Here is a 20,551-nt window from a genome sequence, read left to right as displayed (position 1 = left end):
ATGCTATGGCTTATCGTAGTTTCAGGCTAGAGAGGCCAATGAGGACTAATAAAATGGTGATGATCCAGAAACGAACGACAACTTGTGTTTCACGCCAACCACTTAATTCAAAATGGTGATGTAGTGGCGCCATTTTAAAAATACGGCGGCCCTCTCCAAAACGTTTTTTAGTGAATTTGAACCAAAATACTTGTAGCATCACTGAGCATGTTTCAGCGACAAAAATTCCACCCATGACAAACAGTACGATTTCTTGGCGAACAATAATGGCTATAGTTCCGAGCGCACCACCTAAGGCAAGTGCACCCACATCACCCATAAATACTTGGGCAGGATGCGTGTTATACCAAAGGAATGCCAACCCAGCACCCCCCATTGCGCCACAGAAAATCATCAGCTCCCCAGCGCCTGGAATAAAAGGAAAGAGTAGATACTTTGCGTAAATCGCATTACCCATCACGTAAGCAAATGCACCTAAAGCGGCACCAACTAAAATGACCGGCATGATGACTAGGCCATCAAGTCCATCTGTGAGGTTCACTGCATTACTACTACCAACAATTACCAAATAACTCAAAATAATGAATCCCATCACACCCAAGGGATAACTGACTTCCTTCATGAAGGGAATGAGGAGGTTTGACTTAGCCGGAAGATCTGAAGCGAAGCCACTCTTGAGCCAATCAATAAATAACTGCAGCACTTTCATGTTATTCACCTCAGACACTGAAAATGCGAGATAAATTGCAGCAAATAATCCAATGACCGTTTGCCAAAAAAATTTTTCTCTCGAAGCCATTCCTTTGGGGTCCTTATGAGCGACCTTCCGATAATCATCCACCCAACCTATTAAACCAAATCCAAAAGTTACAATCATTACGATCCAAACAAAACGATTCGTGAGGTCAGCCCACAGCATGCAAGAAATAAAGATACCGATCAGAATTAATACACCACCCATTGTTGGTGTTCCTGATTTAACCAAGTGTGTTTGAGGACCGTCGGTACGCACTGCTTGACCCATCTTTAATGCAGTCAGCTTCCGAATAACCCAAGGGCCCGCTGCTAAACCAATTAAGAGGGCTGTTACTGTCGCCATCACTGCTCTGAAGGTGATGTAGTTAAAGACGCGGAAAAAACCAAAGTCATCTTGAAGCCACTGGGCTAACATTAAAAGCATGTTTTAGGCTCCTCTAATAAGGCCTGAACAACACGCTCCATACACATAAATCGAGATCCCTTAACCAAAATATCAATCGGAGTCTGAGTGCCTACGGCGCGATCCTCTAAAGCACTACTGACCCCTGAAAGTAAATGCTCTATATCCAGGAAATGAACGGCATCAGAGGGGAGGGAGCGGTCTTGCCTCACTTGATTAAAACTCTGGACAGCAAATTGGCATTGCTCGCCAAGTACAAAGAGTTTGGCAATTCCTTGCTCAGCAGCATATGCACCGAGCTCTTGATGAAAAGCAAGGCCCTGATCACCTACTTCGCCCATATCACCGAGTATTAACCAAGCAGTATTCCCTGCCTGCTTCAATGCGTCAATTGCAGCCCTAACAGAATCAGGATTTGCGTTATAGCTATCATCGATCAAGCGACAATGGGCCGTTAGATGTTTTACTTGCATCCGGCCTTTTACAGGCTGAAATGATTCAAGGCCTTGTTTGATAGTACCAAGACTTAACTGAGCACCTAGCGCAACCGCGGTCGCTGCTAATGCATTTTTAATATTGTGCTCGCCTAATGTATTGAGTTGAACTTCAATGTTGCCTTGTTCAGTCTGAATATCTAGCGCTCCATTTTCCAGAATATGTCCAGTAACCGCTGCCTTCACTAACTTATTACTCGTAGACAAAACAAAATCAATGACCTGACGACCTTGAGCAGCTTGGTGCCAAATGCCACAAAATTCGGAATCTGCAGGAAAGACAGCAATGCCATTATCAGGAAGAGCACGTAGTACATCCGCATGTTCTTTTGCGACCGCCTCTACAGTCAACATAAATTCTTGATGCTCACGTTGTGCATTATTTATGAGTGCAATCGTTGGCTGGGCAATCGCTACTAAATTAGCCGTTTCGCCAGGATGGTTCATCCCGAGCTCAATAACTGCTAGACGATCACTCGAGCGCATACGCAATAATGAGAGTGGTAAACCAATATCATTATTTAAGTTACCTTGAGTCACTAAAGTGTGCTCTTCACCAACTGCTACCTGAAAGATACAAGCAATCATTTCTTTAACAGTGGTCTTACCATTAGAGCCAGTGACTACAACCACTGGGATCGAAAACTGTGAACGCCAGGCTTTAGCTAATTCACCTAAGCCTTTTTTTGTATCTTTGACATAAACCGCTGCGATATTTTTAGGGCACTTCTCTTTGTTACTAATTAATGCAGCGCCTACGTCTGCAGTAGATATCTCACCTAAGAAATCATGCGCATCAAAGCGTTCACCAGATAAGGCTACAAATAACTCACCCGCTTCAATTTGGCGACTATCACTTCCTACACAAGAAATAAGTACCGATTGCGCAGATTGATCAGTGATGTGGACTAGCTGGCTATCCGGAAGCATGGCATGCACCTGAGCAAGTGTCGTCATAGGCTGACTCATACACTCCCTCCTGCAGCTAAAAGAATATGTGCTTGATCTGAGAAGTCAAATTTCTTACCTTTGATTTCTTGAGTAGACTCGTGTCCTTTACCAGCAACTAAGATGATGTCTTTAATATCAGCATGGCGCACTGCAGCCATAATGGCTGCCGCTCGATCAAAAATCGTCTGAACCTGCTGCTGGCCCTCTAGCATTCCAGATTGAATCATGGCAATAATAGACTCAGGGTCTTCAGATCTTGGATTATCGCTAGTGATAATGATTTGATCAGCACATTCTTGTGCTACGCGTCCCATTTGTGAACGCTTACCAATATCTCGATCGCCACCACAACCAAAAACACACCAAATCTTTCCACCGCGTTGATCGGCCATTGGGCGTAAAGCAAGCAGTGCCTTACTGAGTGCATCAGGTGTGTGTGCGTAGTCCACTACCACTAAGGGTCCTGCGGTTCTTTGGGTTTGATTGAGCGCAATGAGTTCCATGCGACCTGACACAGGACGTAACTTTGTCATTCGCTGGCTCGCATCGATCGTACTGATACCTTGCGTCAGTAATATGGTCCATACCGCTAAGCAGTTACTTAAATTAAAATCTCCTAGCACTGGGAGATGCATCCTATTGGAACTCAGCTCTTCATAATGAAAGATGACGTCATAGCCATTTGATATCAGACTGCTTTCTTTAATGTAAGTTCGCTTTAAGCGTTTTCCAAACTTCTCATATTCAGCAAAGGTTTCTTCTTTTAGCGCATATCCCCATACCTCAAGGCTATTCCTAGCAAGCAACTTCGTGGCAAGCTCACGCCCAAATGGATCATCAAAATTAATTACGGCATGCTCAAGACCTGGCTGCTGATAAAGGCTTGCTTTGGCCTCGCCATAGTGAGCCATGGTGCCGTGATAATCTAAATGATCTTGGCTCAAATTAGTGAATACCGCGCAATGAATGTCTAATCCAGCAATACGTCTTTGATCCAGGGCATGCGAAGAAATCTCCATCACAACTTGCTGAGCACCAGAGTCCTGCAATTCTTTTAATTGGGTTTGTAGGCGCGGTGCATCTGGTGTCGTATAACCTGTTTGCTTGAGATGCCCGGGGAAGCCTGTACCCAATGTTCCCATTACTGCTACCCGATGATTGGGCTCATCAAGTGCTTGTGAAAGCCACTGAGTAATACTTGTTTTTCCATTGGTGCCTGTGACACCGATGATGTTGAGCTTATTTCCGGGATACCCATACCACTCAGCACAAAGCGGTCCCGCTAACAAAGCAAGATTTTCAATCGCAAAACATAGTGGATGCTCTGAATATTCATGTGCAAGATCGTCAATGGGGTCAAATACGATAGCGGCTGCACCCTTAGCTAAAGCAGCAGAAATATACTCACGACCATCCCGTAATGCCACACCATGGCCAACCGGATAGGCAAAGAAAATATCTCCTACATTAATCTGGCGACTATCAGAGTATATTCTTGCATTTGCAGACGTCAGAGCATGCAATTGAGAGATGAGGAGATGGGATTCCATTTTCACGATTGCCATCATCTTTTTAAAACCACCGACTGTACTTTGACAGAAGCGCTCTGAATATCTACAGGGTTTTGATCCTGCAACACCATTTGTCTTCCATTGCTATCTGGTAACACATTTAATGTGCGTAATGTTTCACTGACAATAGTAGAGAATACTGGGGCAGCCACATCACCTCCGTAGTGCCCGCCTGCAGTAGGCTCATCAATCATGACAGCGACCACAATACGTGGGGCACTAATCGGGGCGAGACCCGCAAAGTAGGCGCGATATTTATTGCCGTATCCCTTACCGACTAATTTATGTGCAGTCCCCGTTTTACCGCCAACTCGGTAACCTTCAGCTTGTGCTTTGACAGCAGTCCCACCTGGCTCCGTCACCGTCTCCATCATGCTGCGCATTTCAATGGCGGTCTTAGCAGAAATGATTTGAGTGCCTGGCTTAAAACTTGGGCTACGCTCTATAGTCAAGGGTACTAATTCCCCGTCTCGAGCAAAGATGGTGTACGAACGCGCAATCTGAAACAGTGAGGTTGAAATACCATACCCAAATGAAATCCGTGACTGGTCGGTCGGCACCCAATTTTTATAAGGGTGCACTGTCCCTGCTACAGCACCCGGGAAGCCAATTTTTGGCGCCTGCCCTAAGCCTATGGAAGTGTAGAAGTTCCACATTTCTTCGGCAGTCAGATTATTCATAGCAATCTTGGCAGTACCAATATTGCTTGATTTCTGAATCACTTGAGAAACCGTTAAGTTTGTATAAGGATGAGCATCCGTAATAGGCTTAGATCCTATTAAGTATTTAGCGCCAATCACCATATTGGTATTCGGTGCCACCACGCCTTTTTCTAATGCAATTGCAACTGTTAAAGGCTTCATCGTTGAGCCAGGCTCAAACGTATCAGTCAACACACGATTACGTAATTGCTCACCCGTAAGCTTCTTGCGGTCATTGGGGTTGTAACTAGGATAATTGGCTAAGGCTAATATTTCTCCTGTCTGCGTATCCAAAACTACCGCACCACCAGCAGCAGCACGATGTTTCTCTACTGCACTCTTCACAGCGTTATACGCAAGAAACTGAATTTTGCTATCGATCGATAGTTGTAAATCTTTTCCGTTTTGAGGTAATTGCAAAATAGCCAATTCTTCTACAATACGTCCTAACCGATCGACCACTACGCGTCGCTGACCTGGGTGTCCAGCCAAGTCTTTTTCTCTCGAGAGCTCCATACCCTCTTGACCTCGATCTTCAACATTTGTGAACCCAACCACATGTGCCATTGCCTCACCTTCTGGGTAAAAGCGGCGATATTCGTTATTTAAACCAATGCCGGGTATTTCTAACTGTCTAATTTGCTTTGCTACCTCGGGATCAACCTGGCGCTTGAGAAAAACTTGCTTTCGCTCTTCCTTTAACTTTTTACGTAATTCAGGCTCACCCATTTGCAACAAACTAGCTAGCTGATGAATTTTCTCTATTGATAAGTCATCCGGCACAGTATCGTTATACGCAATGACTGATTTCGCTTCCAAGCTGGTAGCAATGATCTGGCCATTGCGGTCTAGAATTTTTCCTCGGTAGGCAGGGAGCTCGAGCTCACGCTGTGTTCCTCGCACACCTTTAGCTTCGTAAAATGCATTGCCTGGACCCTGAATCCAGAAAGCACGAATCAAGAGCAACATAAAAACAAAAAATAAAAGGAACAACATGACGCGTGACCGCCACATAGGTAGGCGTAATACTAAATTAGGTGTAGTTGAAAAACCGAGGTGCTTCATCTCGTCTCCTTGAGATAAAGCGTACGCTCTGGTGTAATGGGGATCATTTGTAGCTGATTTCGAGCAACATCCCGAATCCTGGCAGACTTAGATAAATTGCGTTGCTCATATTCCAAACGTAACCAGTCTTGATTGAGCTTACGCTCTTGAATTTGAGCCCGATCTAAGGACACAAATAATTTACGTGCGCGCTGCTGCGCAGTCACTAGCGAAAGTGCGCAAATTAGCAATAAAGCAAGTAAGGTCAGCGTGGCACGATTCAAGCCATCACCCCTAAGCGTTTTTCAGCGACCCGCATGATGGCAGAACGTGCGCGGGAATTTTCTTGAACTTCCTGATCACTAGGCTTAGTACGCCCAATCACCTCTAGAGCACTCGCTGGCAAATCTTTTTCACGGACAGGCAGACCACGAGGTATTTCTACCTTAGAGTGCGCTTGCAAAAACTGTTTCACAATTCGATCTTCTAAGGAGTGAAAACTAATCACTACTAGTCGTGCGCCTGGTTTAAGCAACTTGAGGGCAGCTTTTAATCCCAACTCTAAATCTTCCAACTCACGATTAATAAAAATCCGTAAGGCTTGAAAGGTTCTTGTGGCCGGATCTTGGCCTACCTCTCTTGTGCGCACAACACTCGCGACCAAAGCTGCTAACTGCAATGTTGTTTTTGGTGATAGGCCTTCCTCGCGCTTATTCACAATAGCTTTAGCAATTTGGGATGCAAAGCGTTCCTCACCATAAGTCTTAATCACGCGAGCGATTTCCTCTTGAGGTGCTTGCTCTAACCATGCTGCCGCCGTCAATCCTTGATCTGTATTCATCCGCATATCGAGCGGGCCCTCGCGACGAAATGAAAAACCGCGATGTGCTTCGTCTACTTGCGGAGAGCTGATCCCCAAATCTAACAAAATGCCATCGACTGATTCTGGCTCTGCATATTGATCCATCTGTGCGAAGCTGTTGTGTACGATTTGCAGTCGTTGATCGTTGATGGTTTGTGCAACTGCTATGGCATCCAAATCTTTGTCGAACGAAATCATCCGTGCGTTGGAGGGAAGTTTGTCGAGTAAAGCTTGCGTATGACCGCCGCGCCCAAAGGTGCCATCGATGAGCAACAAATTTTTCGATGTACTGGAATTGCAGATGAGCGGACCACTGATCAGCGCCGTCACCGCCTCGGCCAGTAATACTGGGCGATGAGTTATGTTCATACCACCCTGTCATCAAAAATTAAATTGCTTCAGAGCTTCGGGCATGCCTTGCGCAATCGCAGCCTGCTCTTTGGCGGCATACGTGCTTGCATCCCACAACTCCAGATGACTGCCCATCCCAAGTAGCATGACTTCTTTTTCAATACCTGCAGCTGCGCGTAATTCTGGACTCACTAAAATTCTTCCAGCACCGTCCAAATCGATCTCTGCAGCATTGCCAAGAAAAATTCGACGCCACCAATGGGCATCCATAGGCAATTGCGCTACCCGAGTGCGAAAAGTTTCCCACTCAGGGCGAGGAAATAAAAGAAGGCATCCATCAGGGTGTTTTGTCAGCGTGATGCGCCCCTCGCCTTGAACTAACAAGGCGTCGCGATGCTTAGCCGGCACAGACATACGGCCTTTTGCATCCAAATTGAGAGCTGACGCACCTTGAAACACTATTTACCCCACTTTTTCACACTTCCTCCCACTTTAGAGGATCGTTATAAGAGGGTCAAGTGTTTTTGGGTCTTTTTTTAGGAAATTCCCTAGTGATTACAAACACTTAGCGTGATGTGTTCATAAAATAGTGTATTTAAAAATACTACTTGAAACAAGGGCTTGGAAAATATACTTAAGAATAGGTCTTAGCTATTTCAATAGATAATACTTAAATATACTGTATTAATAAACAGTATATTAAATCAAAATTAATAAAAAAATAGTATCGATTTAGATTTTGTAGGCAGTACTGGTCATGACCTTGGATGCAAGCTGCATCACTTTTTTAATCGACTCCGGCAAATCTACGCCACCGGCAGCAATAGCCTCTTGTCCATGCGCCATTTCATCCGAGCGCATTTGCTCCACAATAGCCCGAGAACGACTATCGTCCTGAGGCAATTTTTCTAGATGACTTTCCAGGTGATTTTCTACCTGTTTTTCGGTTTCAGCTACAAACCCTAAACTCCACTTATCACCCGCTAAGCCAGCAGCGATACCAATTGCAAAGGATCCTGCATACCAAATGGGATTGAGATAGCTGGTATGTGAACCGAGTTCTTTCAGGCGTATTTCACACCATGCCAAATGGTCCATTTCCTCTTGGCCAGAGTGATCAAGCATCTGCTTAATTTCTGGCTTACGAGCGACTAATTTTTGGGATTGATAGAGTGCCTGCGCGCACACTTCTCCAACATGGTTAATCCGCATTAATCCGGCGGCATGTTCTCGCTCTGCGGCACTTATTAAACCATCTGAATGGGCTGCTAATCCTGGGGTACTTCGATGGGCGTGAGCACCACCCGCTATCGAGCGCAGGGCAGTGTCAAACTCAATAATGAAACGGTCTAGTAGCGCCATAACAGTCTCAACCTTTAGATTAAAACTTCCGCTTTCGCACTGTTCTTAGTCTTCAGGCCAAGTTCAGCCAATAGTGCACGGTCTTGCTCAGCCTCAGGATTACCGGTAGTGAGTAGTTGCTCACCATAGAAGATCGAGTTTGCTCCAGCCTGAAAACACATTGCCTGAACCGCTCTTCCTAGCTCCTGACGACCAGCGGATAAGCGTACTCGAGCGCGTGGCATGGTGATGCGAGCCACTGCGATGGTCCTCACAAATTCCAGAGGATCCAAAGGCTCTTGGTCTGCCATCGGAGTTCCGGCCACAGGAACTAAGTGATTGATAGGCACTGACTCGGGATAAGGGCTTAAATTGGCTAAACGGGCTATAAAGGCAGCACGTTGTGAACGGCTCTCGCCCATGCCTACAATGCCGCCACAGCACACGGACATGCCCGCAGCACGGACATTAGAAATCGTATCCAAACGATCTTGGTAGCCTCGGGTGGATATGACAGACCGATAAAAATCTTCGCTGGTGTCAAGATTATGGTTGTAGAAATCCAAGCCAGCTTCTTGCAGTGCCAGTGCCTGATTAGCCTCCAACATTCCCAAAGTGGCACAGGTTTCTAGGCCGAGTGCCTTCACACCCTTAATCATGGCAGCAACTTTTTCGATATCCCGATCTTTGGGCTCGCGCCAAGCAGCACCCATACAAAAACGATTGGATCCTGCAGCCTTGGCAGCCCTAGCGGCCTCAAGCACCTCATCTAAATCCAATAATTTACTTGCCGTGACCTCAGTTTCATAACGCGCAGCTTGAGGGCAATAACTGCAATCCTCTGGGCAGCCACCGGTCTTAATGGACAACAAGGTTGCTAATTCCACATCCCCATGAGGGAAATAGCTGCGGTGGGTCTCTTGGGCCTTAAACATCAATTCACTAAAAGGGAGAGCAAATAGCGCCTCCACCTTCGCCACTGTCCAAGAGCCAGAGGCGTCTACCTCCCGATTCAAATCCGCTGTTGATTTGATCTGGGTCAGGGGTTTTTCGATAGTTTGGGTGGCCTGCATAGTGAAATTCCAAAAAATAAATCAATTCAATCCATAAACATAACAGATACAGCGCTTCCTGAGGAAAAACTAGTGGTCAAATACCTAATATGCAGCCAATTTCTAATCCAAATCAAACTCCTCTAGTTGATCGTAGTCTAGATGCCGTATGGCACCCCTGCACTCAGATGAAGCATCACGAATCTTTACCGCTCATCGCGATCACTAAAGGCAAAGGCGCTTGGCTCTTTGATGAGCAAGAAAAACCTCTCCTTGATTGCATTAGTTCTTGGTGGACTAACCTATTTGGCCACTCTAATCCCCACATAAATCAGGCTATCAGCGCTCAACTAGAAAAGATTGAGCATGTCATGCTCGCAGGATTTACGCATCCTCCTGTCGTTGAGCTTTCAGAAAAACTGGCTGCCTTAACAAAAGGGCATTTAGGGCATATCTTTTATGCATCCGATGGCGCATCTGCTGTCGAGATCGCTTTAAAGATGAGTCACCACTATTGGAGACTAAGTAATAAACCACAAAAGAAAAAGTTTGTATGTCTCGAGAATGGCTATCATGGAGAAACTCTGGGTGCTTTAGCGGTGACAGATGTTGCAATCTTTCGAGATGCTTATGGTGCTCTATTGAGCGATGTCTTTACTATGCCCTCACCCGATTCGCGTAAAGCGAAGGAAGGCGAAACTGCAGATGATGTTGCAAGCCATGCTGCCAATGCATTAGAAGCATTATTTGAAGCTGAGCATGAGAACATCGCCGCTTTGATTGTTGAGCCACTCGTACAGTGTGCAGGACAGATGGCGATGCACTCACCAGAATACCTACGGCGCGTCAGAGTACTCTGCGATCGATTTAATATTCATTTGATTGCGGATGAAATTGCAGTAGGTTGTGGCCGTACTGGAAAATTTTTTGCCTGTGAGCATGCAGGTATATGGCCAGACTTTTTAACCTTGTCTAAAGGAATTAGTGGCGGATATCTCCCACTTTCCCTTTCGATGACAAGCGATAAAATTTATCAAGCCTTTTATGGCGATCAAGCCCAACAAGGGTTTTTACATTCTCACTCCTATACTGGTAATCCGTTGGCCTGTGCCGCTGCGCTCGCTAGCTTAGCTATTTTCGAGAGTGATCATGTTCTCGAAAAAAATATAGTGCGTAGTCAGGAACTTGAAAAAGCATTTGCTTGGGCAAAAGAAGATGAACGTATTCAACATTGGCGACAACAAGGAATGATCTTAGCTTTCGATGTCAAACCGCATGTCCTTAAAAATCAAAACGTCTTTCCACGTGATATGTTTGCAGCCAGTATTCAGGAAGGCATACTCATTAGGCCTATTGGCAATACCATTTATGTCATGCCGCCCTATATTCTGAGTATGGATGAAGTGATGAGGATGGGCACAGCAGTACAGCGCGCCTTAAATCGAGTCATTTCATGAGCGTAGCTTTTAACGCCTTACAAATGGCAGAGCAGCAAATTGCTGATCTAGATACCCAACTACTCAGGCGTAAGCTACGCGCTACCGCATCCCCCTGTGACACCACAATGTCTGTAAATAACCGAGAGCTCAAAGCTTTTTGTAGCAATGACTATCTCGGCTTAGCCAATCATCCTGATTTAATTGAGGCACTTGCGCAGGGTGCCACCCAATTTGGAGTAGGTAGTGGCGCATCTCATCTCATTAGTGGTCACAACATAGTTCATGACTCACTAGAGCAAAAATTAGCTGCTTTTCAAATCAGCCATATTCCTCAAGCGCGATCCTTATTCTTTAGCACTGGCTATCTCGCCAATATCAATGCCATTACTGGGCTAGTGAGGCTGGCTGGCCATGGTGAAGCAAGTATTTATTCTGCGGCGCTTAATCATGCCTCACTAATTGATGGCGTTCGCCTTGCAAGTGCTCAGATGAAAGCAACCGTTACTTTATTTAATCATCGAGATCTTAGCTCGCTGACAGGGTCACTCGCACAAGATGCGCGCCCCTTAAAGCTGATTGTGCTCGATGGCGTCTTTAGTATGGATGGTGATATTGCTCCCCTCCCAGCATTACTGGCGATTGCCGAACAATATGATGCGCTGCTCTTAGTAGATGACGCCCATGGTTTTGGTGTACTGGGTAAACAGGGACACGGTATTCTGGAACAGTTCAAGATTCATTCTGAGCGCATCATCTACATTGGTACGCTTGGTAAAGCAGCTGGGGTGAGCGGTGCTTTTATTTGTGCGACTGCTCCTTTTATTGAGTGGTTTATCCAAAAAGGGCGTCCGTATATTTACAGCACTGCAACACCCCCTGCTATTGCGCACACGGTATTAAAAAGTCTTGAACTGATAGAAGGTGATGAAGGTATTAGGCGTCGTGAACATTTACATCATCTGATTGAGATTTGGCGTAATGAGATGTCTTTCACCCAATGGCAAAAAGAATCCTCATACACCCCTATTCAGCCGATTATTCTTGGTAGTAATGCTAATGCATTGGCGGCAGCCAAATTATTAGACGAGGCAGGCTATTGGATTCCTGCCATCCGACCCCCCACTGTTCCTGTAGGAAGTGCTCGTCTGCGTATCACCCTTTCTGCCAATCACAGTGTTGATGACCTGCGTGCACTCATCACGACATTGCAAATGATTGAGCAGAAAGTCACTCAGGGGGTTCCAGCTTGAATCAACCTCCTAGTTTTTTCGTCACCGGTACAGATACTGAAGTTGGCAAGACACTCGTTAGTGGCGCTTTGATTCTGAAACTACAGGAAGCAGGATATAAAGTATCCGGCTTCAAACCCGTCGTTGCTGGAACCTATATTGACGCTCAAGGTGGCCAACTAAATGAGGACATTGAAACATTGCGCCTTGCTTCAGGGCTATCTGCAGAAGATGAAAAAATTTGCCCCTATGTTTTAGATAGCGCAGCAGCACCCCATATTGTTGCGCAAAAAATTGGAGTACATCTCGATACTACTGTCATGCTCAATGCATTTCAGGAAATCAAAAAAACGGTTGACTGCATTGTGCTGGAGGGCGCTGGTGGATTTTTGGTACCGCTGAACGATCAAGACGATTTAGGAGATTTAGCGCAAGCCCTAGATTTACCCGTGATTCTAGTCGTGGGTATGCGTTTAGGGTGTATCAATCATGCGCTGCTCACATGTGAAGCGATTCAGTCACGTCAATTAAGTATTGCAGGATGGGTTGCAAATACCCTTACCGAAGAAATGCCATTTCTAAAAGAAAATTGCCAAGCCCTACAAGACAGAATCTTTACCCCATATTTAGGGCGTATTCCTACTCTTCCAGCGCATCTCAGAAAAGTGGAGAATGCCCCCTATTCTTTAGAGGCATTACGTTTTGCTGCGCAGCACATTCAACTTCCTGACAACATTTAGTGACGTTTAGGTGAGTTCAGATAAGTTCATATAAGATAAAGTGATGCGCTTACTTCCAGAAATCATTGACGCTGCCTCGGCCATTCAAGATATTCGTCGCAATATTCATGCACACCCCGAATTACGTTTTGAAGAAAATCGTACTTCCGATCTCGTAGCAGAGGCACTTTCGAGCTGGGGAATCACGGTACACCGTGGACTCGGAAAAACAGGTGTCGTAGGTAGGTTGGACGGTGCTCTAGGCTCAGGCAAGATGATTGGCTTGCGTGCTGATATGGATGCTTTGCCCTTACAAGAACATAATGTGTTTGAGCATACCTCTAAGAATCCTGGAAAGATGCATGCCTGCGGGCATGACGGTCACACAGCAATGCTCTTAGGCGCTGCTCAATATTTATCTAATCATCGAGAGTTTAAAGGCACTATCATTTTCATTTTTCAGCCGGCAGAAGAAGGTGGTGCTGGCGCACAAGCAATGATGAAGGATGGTTTATTCGAACAGTTTCCTTGTGATGCTGTTTTTGGTTTGCATAATTGGCCAGGCTTAGCCGAAGGGCATTTTGGGGTGACTGCAGGGCCGATGATGGCCTCAAGTAATACTTTTGAAATCACCGTTCGGGGCAAAGGTGGTCACGCAGCTTTACCGCATAATAGCGCTGATCCTTTGCTTGCAGGGGCCCAAGTGGTGCAGTCTTTACAAAGCATCATTACGCGTAATAAACGTCCCGTAGATGCTGCCGTTTTATCGGTGACTCAATTTCATGCAGGTGAGACGAGTAATGTTATACCCGATAGTGCCTTCATTGGTGGTACTGTTCGCACATTTACCTTAGAAGTCTTAGATTTAATAGAACAGCGTTTACGAGAAATTTCACATCACGTTGCTAGCGCGTTTGATTGTCAGGCTGATGTCGTCTTTACCCGCAGCTATCCCCCGCTGATTAATCATGCTATAGAAGTGAACTTTGCGAGCGAAGTCATGGGCGAGTTAGTAGGAATACAAAACGTCAACACAGCAATTGACCCCACTATGGGCGCGGAAGATTTTGCCTTCATGCTTCTCGAGAAACCTGGCTGCTATGTTTTCTTAGGCAATGGCGATGGGGATCATCGCTCTGTAGGCCACGGCATGGGCCCTTGCCATCTTCATAACCCCTCTTATGATTTCAATGACGCTCTGATTCCAGTTGGGGTGAGCTACTGGGTCAAGCTAGCTCAGCGCTACTTAGAAAAGCACTGAAAAAATACTTTAGAAAAAAATCGTTACGTTTTATGAATTCGTAAATTTCGCTGAGCGCTTTTCCACAAAAGCAGCCATACCTTCTTTTTGGTCATTCGTTGCAAAGCAAGCATGAAACAAACGACGCTCAAGATGCATGCCTTCCGATAAGGTCGTTTCGTAAGCAGTATTAATGGCCTCTTTCACCATCATCGCTGTGAGCAAAGGCATATCCGCAATCGTTTTTGCGATCGCCTTTACTTCGGTCATCAATTCTGCATGAGGGAAAATGCGTGCCACTAAGCCAGCGCGTTCCGCTTCGACTGCATCTATCATGCGGCCAGTCAGCGCCAGATCCATTGCCTTGGCCTTAGAAATTGCGCGAGGTAAACGCTGCGTACCGCCGGCGCCAGGAATAATGCCTAACTTAATTTCTGGTTGAGCAAACTTAGCATTATCAGCTGCCATGATAGTGTCACACATCATGGCTAATTCACATCCACCACCAAGTGCATAACCAGACACAGCGGCAATCACAGGCTTACGTACTTTTCTGATCCCTTCCCAGTTCCGAGAAATAAAGTCACGACGATAGACGTCATCAAATCCATACTTCGCCATAGCCGCAATATCAGCACCTGCAGCAAATGCTTTTTCGCTTCCTGTAATGATGATGCAACCGATATTTTCATCAGTATCAAATCCAGATAAAGCTGAGCTCAACTCATTCATTAATTCATCATTCAGGGCATTGAGTACTTGAGGGCGATTTAAAGTAATAATCGCAACTTTGCCTTCTACCTCGGTCAATATGGTGTTGTAGCTCATCTGCTTCTTTCTTGTCATGATTTATTAACGCGGCAACAATACCCACATCTTGCCATCTTGTTTCATCCGTCCTGCTAGCTCTCCAGCAGCATCTCCTGAACCCCAATAGTAATCTGCTCTGACGCCACCCACAATCGCTTTACCAGTATCTTGCGCCATCACCAGTTTTTGGAGCACCTGATTACTCAGTGGCCTCGTTGTGCTCAAAAATACCGGTGCACCCAAAGGCAGCCCCTTCAGGTCAATAGCAATACTGCGTTCACTTGTTAAAGGCACTCCTAGAGCACCAATCGGGCCTAGATCAGCACTGACATTACTCGGTAGCTCTTTAAAGAATACAAATCTCGGATTGGCATTGAGCATCTCCTCTACCCTGCCAGGATTACGCTTGGCCCATGCTGAAATACCTTGCATCGTTGCTTGTCCACGGGTGATTTCTTTGCGGTCTAGTAACCACTGCGCAAAAGATTTAAATGGTTGATCGTTGGTAGCGGCATAACCTAGACGCAACACGCGGCCGTTGTCGAGACGAATTTTTCCTGAGCCCTGAATCTGCATAAATGCAGCGGCCACCGGATCTTGCACCCAAGCAATTTCTGAACCCCGCAAGACCCCCGAGCTCATTAACTCTGCACGTGCTGGTATGGGGTTAGGTTTAGATGTTTTCCATGCATTTGGATAGCCATACAAGGGAATGGTGTAATTTGCGGTTCGTATCTGAGAGCCATTCATGATCGGCTCGTAATAGCCTGTCACTAAACCCGTATCACTTCCACTACTGGTGCTACGTACCTCATACGCCTGAAAATTTGCCTCAAAATAGCGGCGAATCGCCTGGCTATCTTGCCCAGAAATAGCACTTGCTTGGGTACATACACTGCGCCAATTGATCTCGCTATTACGTTTACGCAAACCATCGCAACTTTTTAGCCATGATGGCCACGCCTGCGACATATCATCAACCTGCCAGCCGGGTAAGGCTTGCCAAGAGACCGCTTGAAAACTGGCAATAGCAGAGCTAAACGGAGTAGGAGCACTAGTACTGGGACGAGTATCTACCCCCCGAGTTGGGGGAACAGCACACCCAGCCAGCCAGCCCGTAATTCCCAGAGCGAATACACTAGCGATGAGGTTTTGCAAACTTTGCTTACTTCTGAATGTTTTGGATATAAAAATCATGATTGCCAATTTACTCGATGAATACCCCATGCTCCTATTTGTTTTAGAGGGGGGTCTTGCCTTAGCACTCTTGCTGTTTATAGTCCTTTGGACAGGCAAGGGTAAAAAATAGGGGTTTTAAGCGATTTAATGCAAAGTTCTAGGCATCACCAAGGCGAATTCAGGGATTGGGGCCTGGAAAAACTGAGCATCCTCACTAACGCAGAAATACTCACCCCGCATAGTGCCTGCTGGCGTGGGCAAGGTAGCCCAACTGGTGTACTCAAACTGTTCACCCGCCCGCAATAGCGGCTGCTGCCCCACAATCCCTAAACCACGAACTTCCTGGATGTCATTCTCCCCATCCACGATGAACCAATGGCGGGCAATCAACTGAATATTGGCTGTTCCGATATTCTTAATCGTGACGGTGTAGGCAAAGACAAATTGCCGATTCTCAGGGTCTGACTGCTCAGGCAAGTACTGGCTTTTGACCGTAATACTGATTTCGTGAGGGTTCATGCACGAATTTTGCGCTATCTTGGAGTCAACTGCAAGCTAGAATCTAGGGATGGATATCCAGAAATCACCTTCAAATAGCCCGTTTGTTATTGCGCCCTCCATTTTGTCGGCTGACTTTGCCTGCCTTGGCAAAGAAGTTCAAGAGGTTCTCGTAGCCGGCGCAGACTGGATTCATTTTGATGTGATGGATAACCACTATGTTCCCAACCTCACGATTGGGCCACTAGTTTGCGAGGCGATACGGCCACATGCCCTCAAAAATGGCAAACCCGCCATGATTGATGTGCATTTAATGGTTGAGCCTGTAGATCGTTTAGTGCCCGATTTTGCTAAAGCGGGGGCAAACCTGATTAGCTTTCATCCGGAAGCAAGCCCACATGTCAATCGCACTTTAAATTTAATTCGGGATCAAGGCTGTCAAGCAGGATTAGTATTTAATCCCGCTACGCCGCTTGATCACTTAGAGCACACCTTAGAGTTACTCGATTTAGTGTTGCTTATGTCTGTCAATCCAGGTTTTGGTGGGCAATCATTTATTCCCAGCACGCTCAATAAGATTACCCAGGTACGCGCGCGTTTAGACCGCTATCAAGCGGAGACTGGCCGCCACATTCGTCTTGAAGTAGATGGTGGCATCAAAGTGGATAACATCGCACAGATTGCTCAGGCTGGAGCCGATACCTTTGTTGCAGGCTCAGCTATTTTTGGACAAGCAGATTATGCTGCCGTCATTCATGCAATGCGAACTGAACTCGCGGGCATAGGGAAAGCGTAATGCAGCACGAAGAATTCCTGGCCCTAGGAAAGCAGGGGTTCAATCGTGTTCCGCTGGTCAAAGAAGTATTAGCTGACTTAGAAACTCCGCTTTCGCTGTATATCAAACTAACGCAAGCGCTTGGACAAAAGAACACCTATCTTCTAGAGTCAGTAGTTGGAGGCGAACAGTTTGGCCGGTTCTCTTTTATCGGTCTACCTGCGAAAACAGTATTAAGAACTGTGGGTACTCCGCACGCACCCGTCACTGAAGTGCTACTCAATGGTGAAGTCATAGAAACAAATCACGATAATCCGCTTGATTTTGTGGATACGTATTTCAAGCGCTTTAAAGTGGCAGTACAGCCTGGGCTACCGCGCTTTTGTGGCGGTCTTGCTGGTTATTTTGGTTATGACACTGTGCGCTATATCGAATCTCGCTTAGCCAAGCATGAACTGATAGATGAATTGGGTGTACCTGATATTCAGCTTATGTTGACTGAAGAGTTAGCGGTCTTTGATAACCTCGCCGATCGGATTTATTTTATAGTCTACGCTGATCCTAGTGTGGCTGATAGTTTTGAAAAGAGTCAGGGTAGATTAGAAGAGTTACTAGCCTGCTTAAGTAAACCAGTAAATATACCTGCCTCATTACCAAACACTAAAACAGAATTAATCCGTAAATTCACAGCCGCAGATTTTGAGACCGCCGTCTGTAAAACTAAAGAATATATTTTGGCAGGCGACTGTATGCAAGTAGTAATCGGCCAACGAATTAGTAAACCGTTTACGGATTCGCCTTTGGCGCTCTATCGTGCATTACGCTCTTTAAACCCATCACCGTATATGTACTTCTATGATTTTGGTGAGATGCAGATTGTGGGTTCTTCACCAGAAATTTTAGTACGTCAAGAAAATCGTGCAGGCGAGAAGATCGTGACCATTCGTCCACTCGCTGGTACCCGTCCTCGTGGTGCAAACCCTGAAGAAGATGAGCGCCTCGCTCAAGAACTATTAGCTGACCCAAAAGAAATTGCAGAACATGTGATGTTGATTGATTTGGCTCGCAATGATGTAGGTCGTATTGCTAAAATAGGTTCAGTCAAGCTCACCGACTCTATGTCGATTGAAAAATATTCCCATGTTCAGCATATCGTCAGTTCAGTAGAGGGAAAATTGCTGGACAATATGAGCAATATGGATGTCTTACGAGCAACCTTCCCTGCTGGCACTTTATCTGGTGCTCCGAAAATTCGGGCAATGGAAATCATTGATGAGATGGAAATTGTGAAGCGCGGTGTATATGGTGGTGCTGTCGGTTATCTTTCCTTCTCCGGTGATATGGATGTCGCAATTGCCATTCGTACTGGGGTCATTAAGGATGGTGTTTTACATTCTCAAGCCGGTGCGGGAGTTGTGGCTGACTCCGATCCAACTGCTGAATGGAAAGAGACTGAAGCCAAGGCTCGTGCCGTACTCATGGCCGCTGACTTAGTACAAGGAGGACTTGATGCTCCTCATGATTGATAACTACGATTCATTTACCTATAACCTGGTGCAATACTTTGCCGAGCTGGGTGAAGAAGTCAAAGTGTTTCGGAATGATGAAATCACGGTTGACGAAATAGGGGTACTCAAGCCCGCGCGTATTTGCATTTCTCCTGGGCCCTGCAGCCCCGCTGAGGCAGGTATCTCAGTAGCAACAATTCAGCGTTATGCAGGACATATTCCTATATTAGGGGTCTGCCTAGGACACCAAGCAATCGGCGAGGCGTTTGGCGGCAAGATTGTGCGCGCTCAAAAAGTCATGCACGGTAAAACCGATAATATTCACCATACGGGTGTGGGCGTTTTTAAAGACTTGCCAAACCCATTCAAAGTGACCCGATACCATTCTTTAGCCATTGAGAAAAGTACTTTTCCGGGAGCGCTGGAGATTACCGCCACCTCATCGGATGGTGAGATCATGGGTGTGCGCCATCGTGAATTGGCAGTCGAGGGCGTGCAGTTCCATCCTGAATCTATTCTTTCTGAGCATGGCCATGCTCTACTGAAGAATTTTCTTCAAGCCAAGTAATAAAATAAGCATAAGCAATCTACCAAGTACTATGTCAATCACTCCTCAGCAAGCCCTCCAAAAATGCATTGAGCATCATGAGCTATCTCATGATGAAATGTCTGCAATGATGCGTCTCATCATGAGTGGTGAAATGCCGCCTACTCTAGTAGCGGGGTTGTTAGTCGCTCTACGTACTAAGAAAGAAACCGTAGGTGAAATTGCTGCAGCTGCCCAAGTGATGCGCGAGTTTGCGACGCCAGTGTATGTAGAAAACAGAACGAACTTGGTGGATGTTGTAGGCACTGGCGGTGATGGAGCACATACCTTTAATATTTCTACTGCGGCGATGTTTGTTGCTGCTGCTGCAGGCGCAAAAATTGCGAAGCATGGTAATCGCAGTGTAAGCAGCAAATCGGGTAGTGCAGATATCTTGGAGTCACTAGGAGTGAAGCTGACACTCTCCTCAGAGCAAGTTGCACATTGCATTGCTAGCGTTGGCGCAGGATTTATGTTTGCGCCCAACCATCATCCTGCAATGAAAAATGTGGTGCCCATTCGTAAAGATTTGGGTGTGCGCACAATTTTTAATATCTTAGGGCCTTTGACAAATCCAGCAGATGCTAAACGGATTTTGATGGGGGTGTTCCATGCAGATTTAGTAGGCATACAAGCACGTGTATTACAGGCGATGGGAATGGATCACGCCTTAGTCGTATATGGTCGCGATGGTTTAGATGAGATTTCGCTTGAAGGACCTACCTTAGTGGGTGAACTTAAAGATGGTGTCGTATGCGAATATGAAATTCATCCTCAGGATTTTGGATTAAATATTGCGCCTTCACATAGCTTTAAAGTAGCCAACGCAGAAGAATCTAAAGCCATTGTTTTAGATGTGCTCAATAAAACACCGGGCCCTGCTAGCGATATCGTCAGCTTAAATGCTGGTGCTGTGCTCTATGTAGCCAATGTAGCGCCGAGTATTGCGAGCGGCATTCAAATGGCACAAGCGGTCATTGCATCGGGCGCTGCTCGCCAAAAGCTTGATCAATTTGTTTTAGCCACTCAAAGTCATTAAAGA

The 20,551-nt window shown here is 46.0% G+C and carries 20 protein-coding genes; 8 read left to right on the top strand and 12 right to left on the bottom strand.

The features are described 5' to 3' along the window. Positions 1-10 precede the first annotated feature (10 nt). From mraY to bioB, 9 genes are all read right to left on the bottom strand, one after another. Positions 11-1,180 (bottom strand): phospho-N-acetylmuramoyl-pentapeptide-transferase, encoded by a 1,170-nt coding sequence (gene mraY, locus DCO16_RS00875; protein ID WP_173941910.1) that lies wholly within the window; start codon positions 1,178-1,180, stop codon positions 11-13. Beyond that, on the bottom strand, positions 1,171-2,622 hold the full coding sequence (locus tag DCO16_RS00870; RefSeq protein WP_254598057.1) for a UDP-N-acetylmuramoyl-tripeptide--D-alanyl-D-alanine ligase: 1,452 nt from the start codon (positions 2,620-2,622) through the stop codon (positions 1,171-1,173). Before DCO16_RS00870 ends, mraY begins: the two co-directional genes overlap by 10 nt. Next, a complete protein-coding gene (locus tag DCO16_RS00865; protein ID WP_173941909.1) occupies positions 2,619-4,172 on the bottom strand; it encodes a UDP-N-acetylmuramoyl-L-alanyl-D-glutamate--2,6-diaminopimelate ligase in 1,554 nt (517 codons plus the stop codon). The genes DCO16_RS00870 and DCO16_RS00865 overlap by 4 nt, the downstream gene beginning before the upstream one ends. Next, positions 4,169-5,941, bottom strand: a complete 1,773-nt coding sequence (locus DCO16_RS00860) for a peptidoglycan D,D-transpeptidase FtsI family protein (protein WP_173941908.1) — start codon at positions 5,939-5,941, stop codon at positions 4,169-4,171. The genes DCO16_RS00865 and DCO16_RS00860 overlap by 4 nt, the downstream gene beginning before the upstream one ends. Beyond that, positions 5,938-6,204: a cell division protein FtsL gene (gene ftsL / locus DCO16_RS00855; RefSeq protein WP_173941907.1), complete on the bottom strand. Its 267-nt coding sequence runs from the start codon at positions 6,202-6,204 to the stop codon at positions 5,938-5,940. Before ftsL ends, DCO16_RS00860 begins: the two co-directional genes overlap by 4 nt. Beyond that, positions 6,201-7,151 carry a 16S rRNA (cytosine(1402)-N(4))-methyltransferase RsmH gene (rsmH, locus tag DCO16_RS00850; RefSeq protein ID WP_173941906.1) on the bottom strand — a complete coding sequence of 317 codons (951 nt, stop codon included), beginning with the start codon at positions 7,149-7,151 and terminating at the stop codon, positions 6,201-6,203. Before rsmH ends, ftsL begins: the two co-directional genes overlap by 4 nt. Positions 7,152-7,163: 12 nt before the next feature. Continuing rightward, entirely contained in the window at positions 7,164-7,592 is a 429-nt protein-coding gene (gene mraZ / locus DCO16_RS00845) for a division/cell wall cluster transcriptional repressor MraZ (protein ID WP_173941905.1), read from the bottom strand. A gap of 273 nt (positions 7,593-7,865) precedes the next feature. Then, positions 7,866-8,495, bottom strand: a complete 630-nt coding sequence (gene coq7, locus DCO16_RS00840; RefSeq protein ID WP_173941904.1) for a 2-polyprenyl-3-methyl-6-methoxy-1,4-benzoquinone monooxygenase — start codon at positions 8,493-8,495, stop codon at positions 7,866-7,868. Positions 8,496-8,509: 14 nt separating this feature from the next. Then, positions 8,510-9,547 carry a biotin synthase BioB gene (bioB, locus tag DCO16_RS00835; RefSeq protein ID WP_173941903.1) on the bottom strand — a complete coding sequence of 346 codons (1,038 nt, stop codon included), beginning with the start codon at positions 9,545-9,547 and terminating at the stop codon, positions 8,510-8,512. A gap of 89 nt (positions 9,548-9,636) precedes the next feature. On the opposite strand from bioB, the gene bioA reads away from it, so the two are divergent. The 4 genes from bioA to DCO16_RS00815 are packed head-to-tail and all read left to right on the top strand — an operon-like array spanning position 9,637 to position 14,174. Then, the gene (bioA, locus tag DCO16_RS00830; protein ID WP_173941902.1) at positions 9,637-10,983 is read left to right on the top strand and encodes an adenosylmethionine--8-amino-7-oxononanoate transaminase; all 1,347 of its coding nucleotides are present in this window, start codon (positions 9,637-9,639) and stop codon (positions 10,981-10,983) included. Then, a complete protein-coding gene (locus tag DCO16_RS00825) occupies positions 10,980-12,215 on the top strand; it encodes an aminotransferase class I/II-fold pyridoxal phosphate-dependent enzyme (RefSeq protein ID WP_173941901.1) in 1,236 nt (411 codons plus the stop codon). Before bioA ends, DCO16_RS00825 begins: the two co-directional genes overlap by 4 nt. Then, positions 12,212-12,934: a dethiobiotin synthase gene (gene bioD / locus DCO16_RS00820; protein WP_173941900.1), complete on the top strand. Its 723-nt coding sequence runs from the start codon at positions 12,212-12,214 to the stop codon at positions 12,932-12,934. Before DCO16_RS00825 ends, bioD begins: the two co-directional genes overlap by 4 nt. Positions 12,935-12,977: 43 nt before the next feature. After that, positions 12,978-14,174, top strand: coding sequence for a M20 aminoacylase family protein (locus DCO16_RS00815; protein WP_173941899.1), 1,197 nt, complete (start codon positions 12,978-12,980; stop codon positions 14,172-14,174). 30 nt (positions 14,175-14,204) lie between these two features. Here the strand turns inward: DCO16_RS00815 and DCO16_RS00810 are convergent, their stop codons facing one another. The 3 genes from DCO16_RS00810 to apaG form a co-directional block, all read right to left on the bottom strand. Next, on the bottom strand, positions 14,205-14,981 hold the full coding sequence (locus DCO16_RS00810; RefSeq protein ID WP_173943714.1) for an enoyl-CoA hydratase: 777 nt from the start codon (positions 14,979-14,981) through the stop codon (positions 14,205-14,207). Positions 14,982-15,005: 24 nt separating this feature from the next. Then, positions 15,006-16,160 (bottom strand): murein transglycosylase A, encoded by a 1,155-nt coding sequence (gene mltA, locus DCO16_RS00805; protein WP_173941898.1) that lies wholly within the window; start codon positions 16,158-16,160, stop codon positions 15,006-15,008. A gap of 126 nt (positions 16,161-16,286) precedes the next feature. After that, a complete protein-coding gene (apaG, locus tag DCO16_RS00800; RefSeq protein WP_173941897.1) occupies positions 16,287-16,661 on the bottom strand; it encodes a Co2+/Mg2+ efflux facilitator ApaG/CorD in 375 nt (124 codons plus the stop codon). 49 nt (positions 16,662-16,710) lie between these two features. On the opposite strand from apaG, the gene rpe reads away from it, so the two are divergent. The 4 genes from rpe to trpD are packed head-to-tail and all read left to right on the top strand — an operon-like array spanning position 16,711 to position 20,548. Continuing rightward, the gene (gene rpe, locus DCO16_RS00795) at positions 16,711-17,436 is read left to right on the top strand and encodes a ribulose-phosphate 3-epimerase (protein ID WP_173941896.1); all 726 of its coding nucleotides are present in this window, start codon (positions 16,711-16,713) and stop codon (positions 17,434-17,436) included. Beyond that, a complete protein-coding gene (trpE, locus tag DCO16_RS00790) occupies positions 17,436-18,941 on the top strand; it encodes an anthranilate synthase component I (RefSeq protein WP_173941895.1) in 1,506 nt (501 codons plus the stop codon). Before rpe ends, trpE begins: the two co-directional genes overlap by 1 nt. Next, positions 18,925-19,491: an anthranilate synthase component II gene (locus DCO16_RS00785; protein ID WP_173941894.1), complete on the top strand. Its 567-nt coding sequence runs from the start codon at positions 18,925-18,927 to the stop codon at positions 19,489-19,491. Before trpE ends, DCO16_RS00785 begins: the two co-directional genes overlap by 17 nt. 31 nt (positions 19,492-19,522) lie before the next feature. Then, on the top strand, positions 19,523-20,548 hold the full coding sequence (gene trpD, locus DCO16_RS00780) for an anthranilate phosphoribosyltransferase (RefSeq protein WP_173941893.1): 1,026 nt from the start codon (positions 19,523-19,525) through the stop codon (positions 20,546-20,548). The last annotated feature ends 3 nt before the right edge of the window (positions 20,549-20,551 follow it).

It is taken from the genome of Polynucleobacter antarcticus, from assembly GCF_013307245.1.
Classification (GTDB): domain Bacteria; phylum Pseudomonadota; class Gammaproteobacteria; order Burkholderiales; family Burkholderiaceae; genus Polynucleobacter; species Polynucleobacter antarcticus.
This window is presented reverse-complemented; position numbering and strand designations above follow the sequence as displayed.

Coding starts and splice junctions, on each gene's coding strand:
- mraY (WP_173941910.1), bottom strand. CDS start 1,180: ATGCTTTTAATGTTAGCCCAGTGGCTTCAAGATGACTTTGGTTTTTTC.
- DCO16_RS00870 (WP_254598057.1), bottom strand. CDS start 2,622: ATGAGTCAGCCTATGACGACACTTGCTCAGGTGCATGCCATGCTTCCG.
- DCO16_RS00865 (WP_173941909.1), bottom strand. CDS start 4,172: ATGATGGCAATCGTGAAAATGGAATCCCATCTCCTCATCTCTCAATTG.
- DCO16_RS00860 (WP_173941908.1), bottom strand. CDS start 5,941: ATGAAGCACCTCGGTTTTTCAACTACACCTAATTTAGTATTACGCCTA.
- rsmH (WP_173941906.1), bottom strand. CDS start 7,151: ATGAACATAACTCATCGCCCAGTATTACTGGCCGAGGCGGTGACGGCG.
- coq7 (WP_173941904.1), bottom strand. CDS start 8,495: ATGGCGCTACTAGACCGTTTCATTATTGAGTTTGACACTGCCCTGCGC.
- bioB (WP_173941903.1), bottom strand. CDS start 9,547: ATGCAGGCCACCCAAACTATCGAAAAACCCCTGACCCAGATCAAATCA.
- bioA (WP_173941902.1), top strand. CDS start 9,637: ATGCAGCCAATTTCTAATCCAAATCAAACTCCTCTAGTTGATCGTAGT.
- DCO16_RS00825 (WP_173941901.1), top strand. CDS start 10,980: ATGAGCGTAGCTTTTAACGCCTTACAAATGGCAGAGCAGCAAATTGCT.
- DCO16_RS00815 (WP_173941899.1), top strand. CDS start 12,978: ATGCGCTTACTTCCAGAAATCATTGACGCTGCCTCGGCCATTCAAGAT.
- DCO16_RS00810 (WP_173943714.1), bottom strand. CDS start 14,981: ATGAGCTACAACACCATATTGACCGAGGTAGAAGGCAAAGTTGCGATT.
- mltA (WP_173941898.1), bottom strand. CDS start 16,160: ATGATTTTTATATCCAAAACATTCAGAAGTAAGCAAAGTTTGCAAAAC.
- apaG (WP_173941897.1), bottom strand. CDS start 16,661: ATGAACCCTCACGAAATCAGTATTACGGTCAAAAGCCAGTACTTGCCT.
- rpe (WP_173941896.1), top strand. CDS start 16,711: ATGGATATCCAGAAATCACCTTCAAATAGCCCGTTTGTTATTGCGCCC.
- trpE (WP_173941895.1), top strand. CDS start 17,436: ATGCAGCACGAAGAATTCCTGGCCCTAGGAAAGCAGGGGTTCAATCGT.
- DCO16_RS00785 (WP_173941894.1), top strand. CDS start 18,925: ATGCTCCTCATGATTGATAACTACGATTCATTTACCTATAACCTGGTG.
- trpD (WP_173941893.1), top strand. CDS start 19,523: ATGTCAATCACTCCTCAGCAAGCCCTCCAAAAATGCATTGAGCATCAT.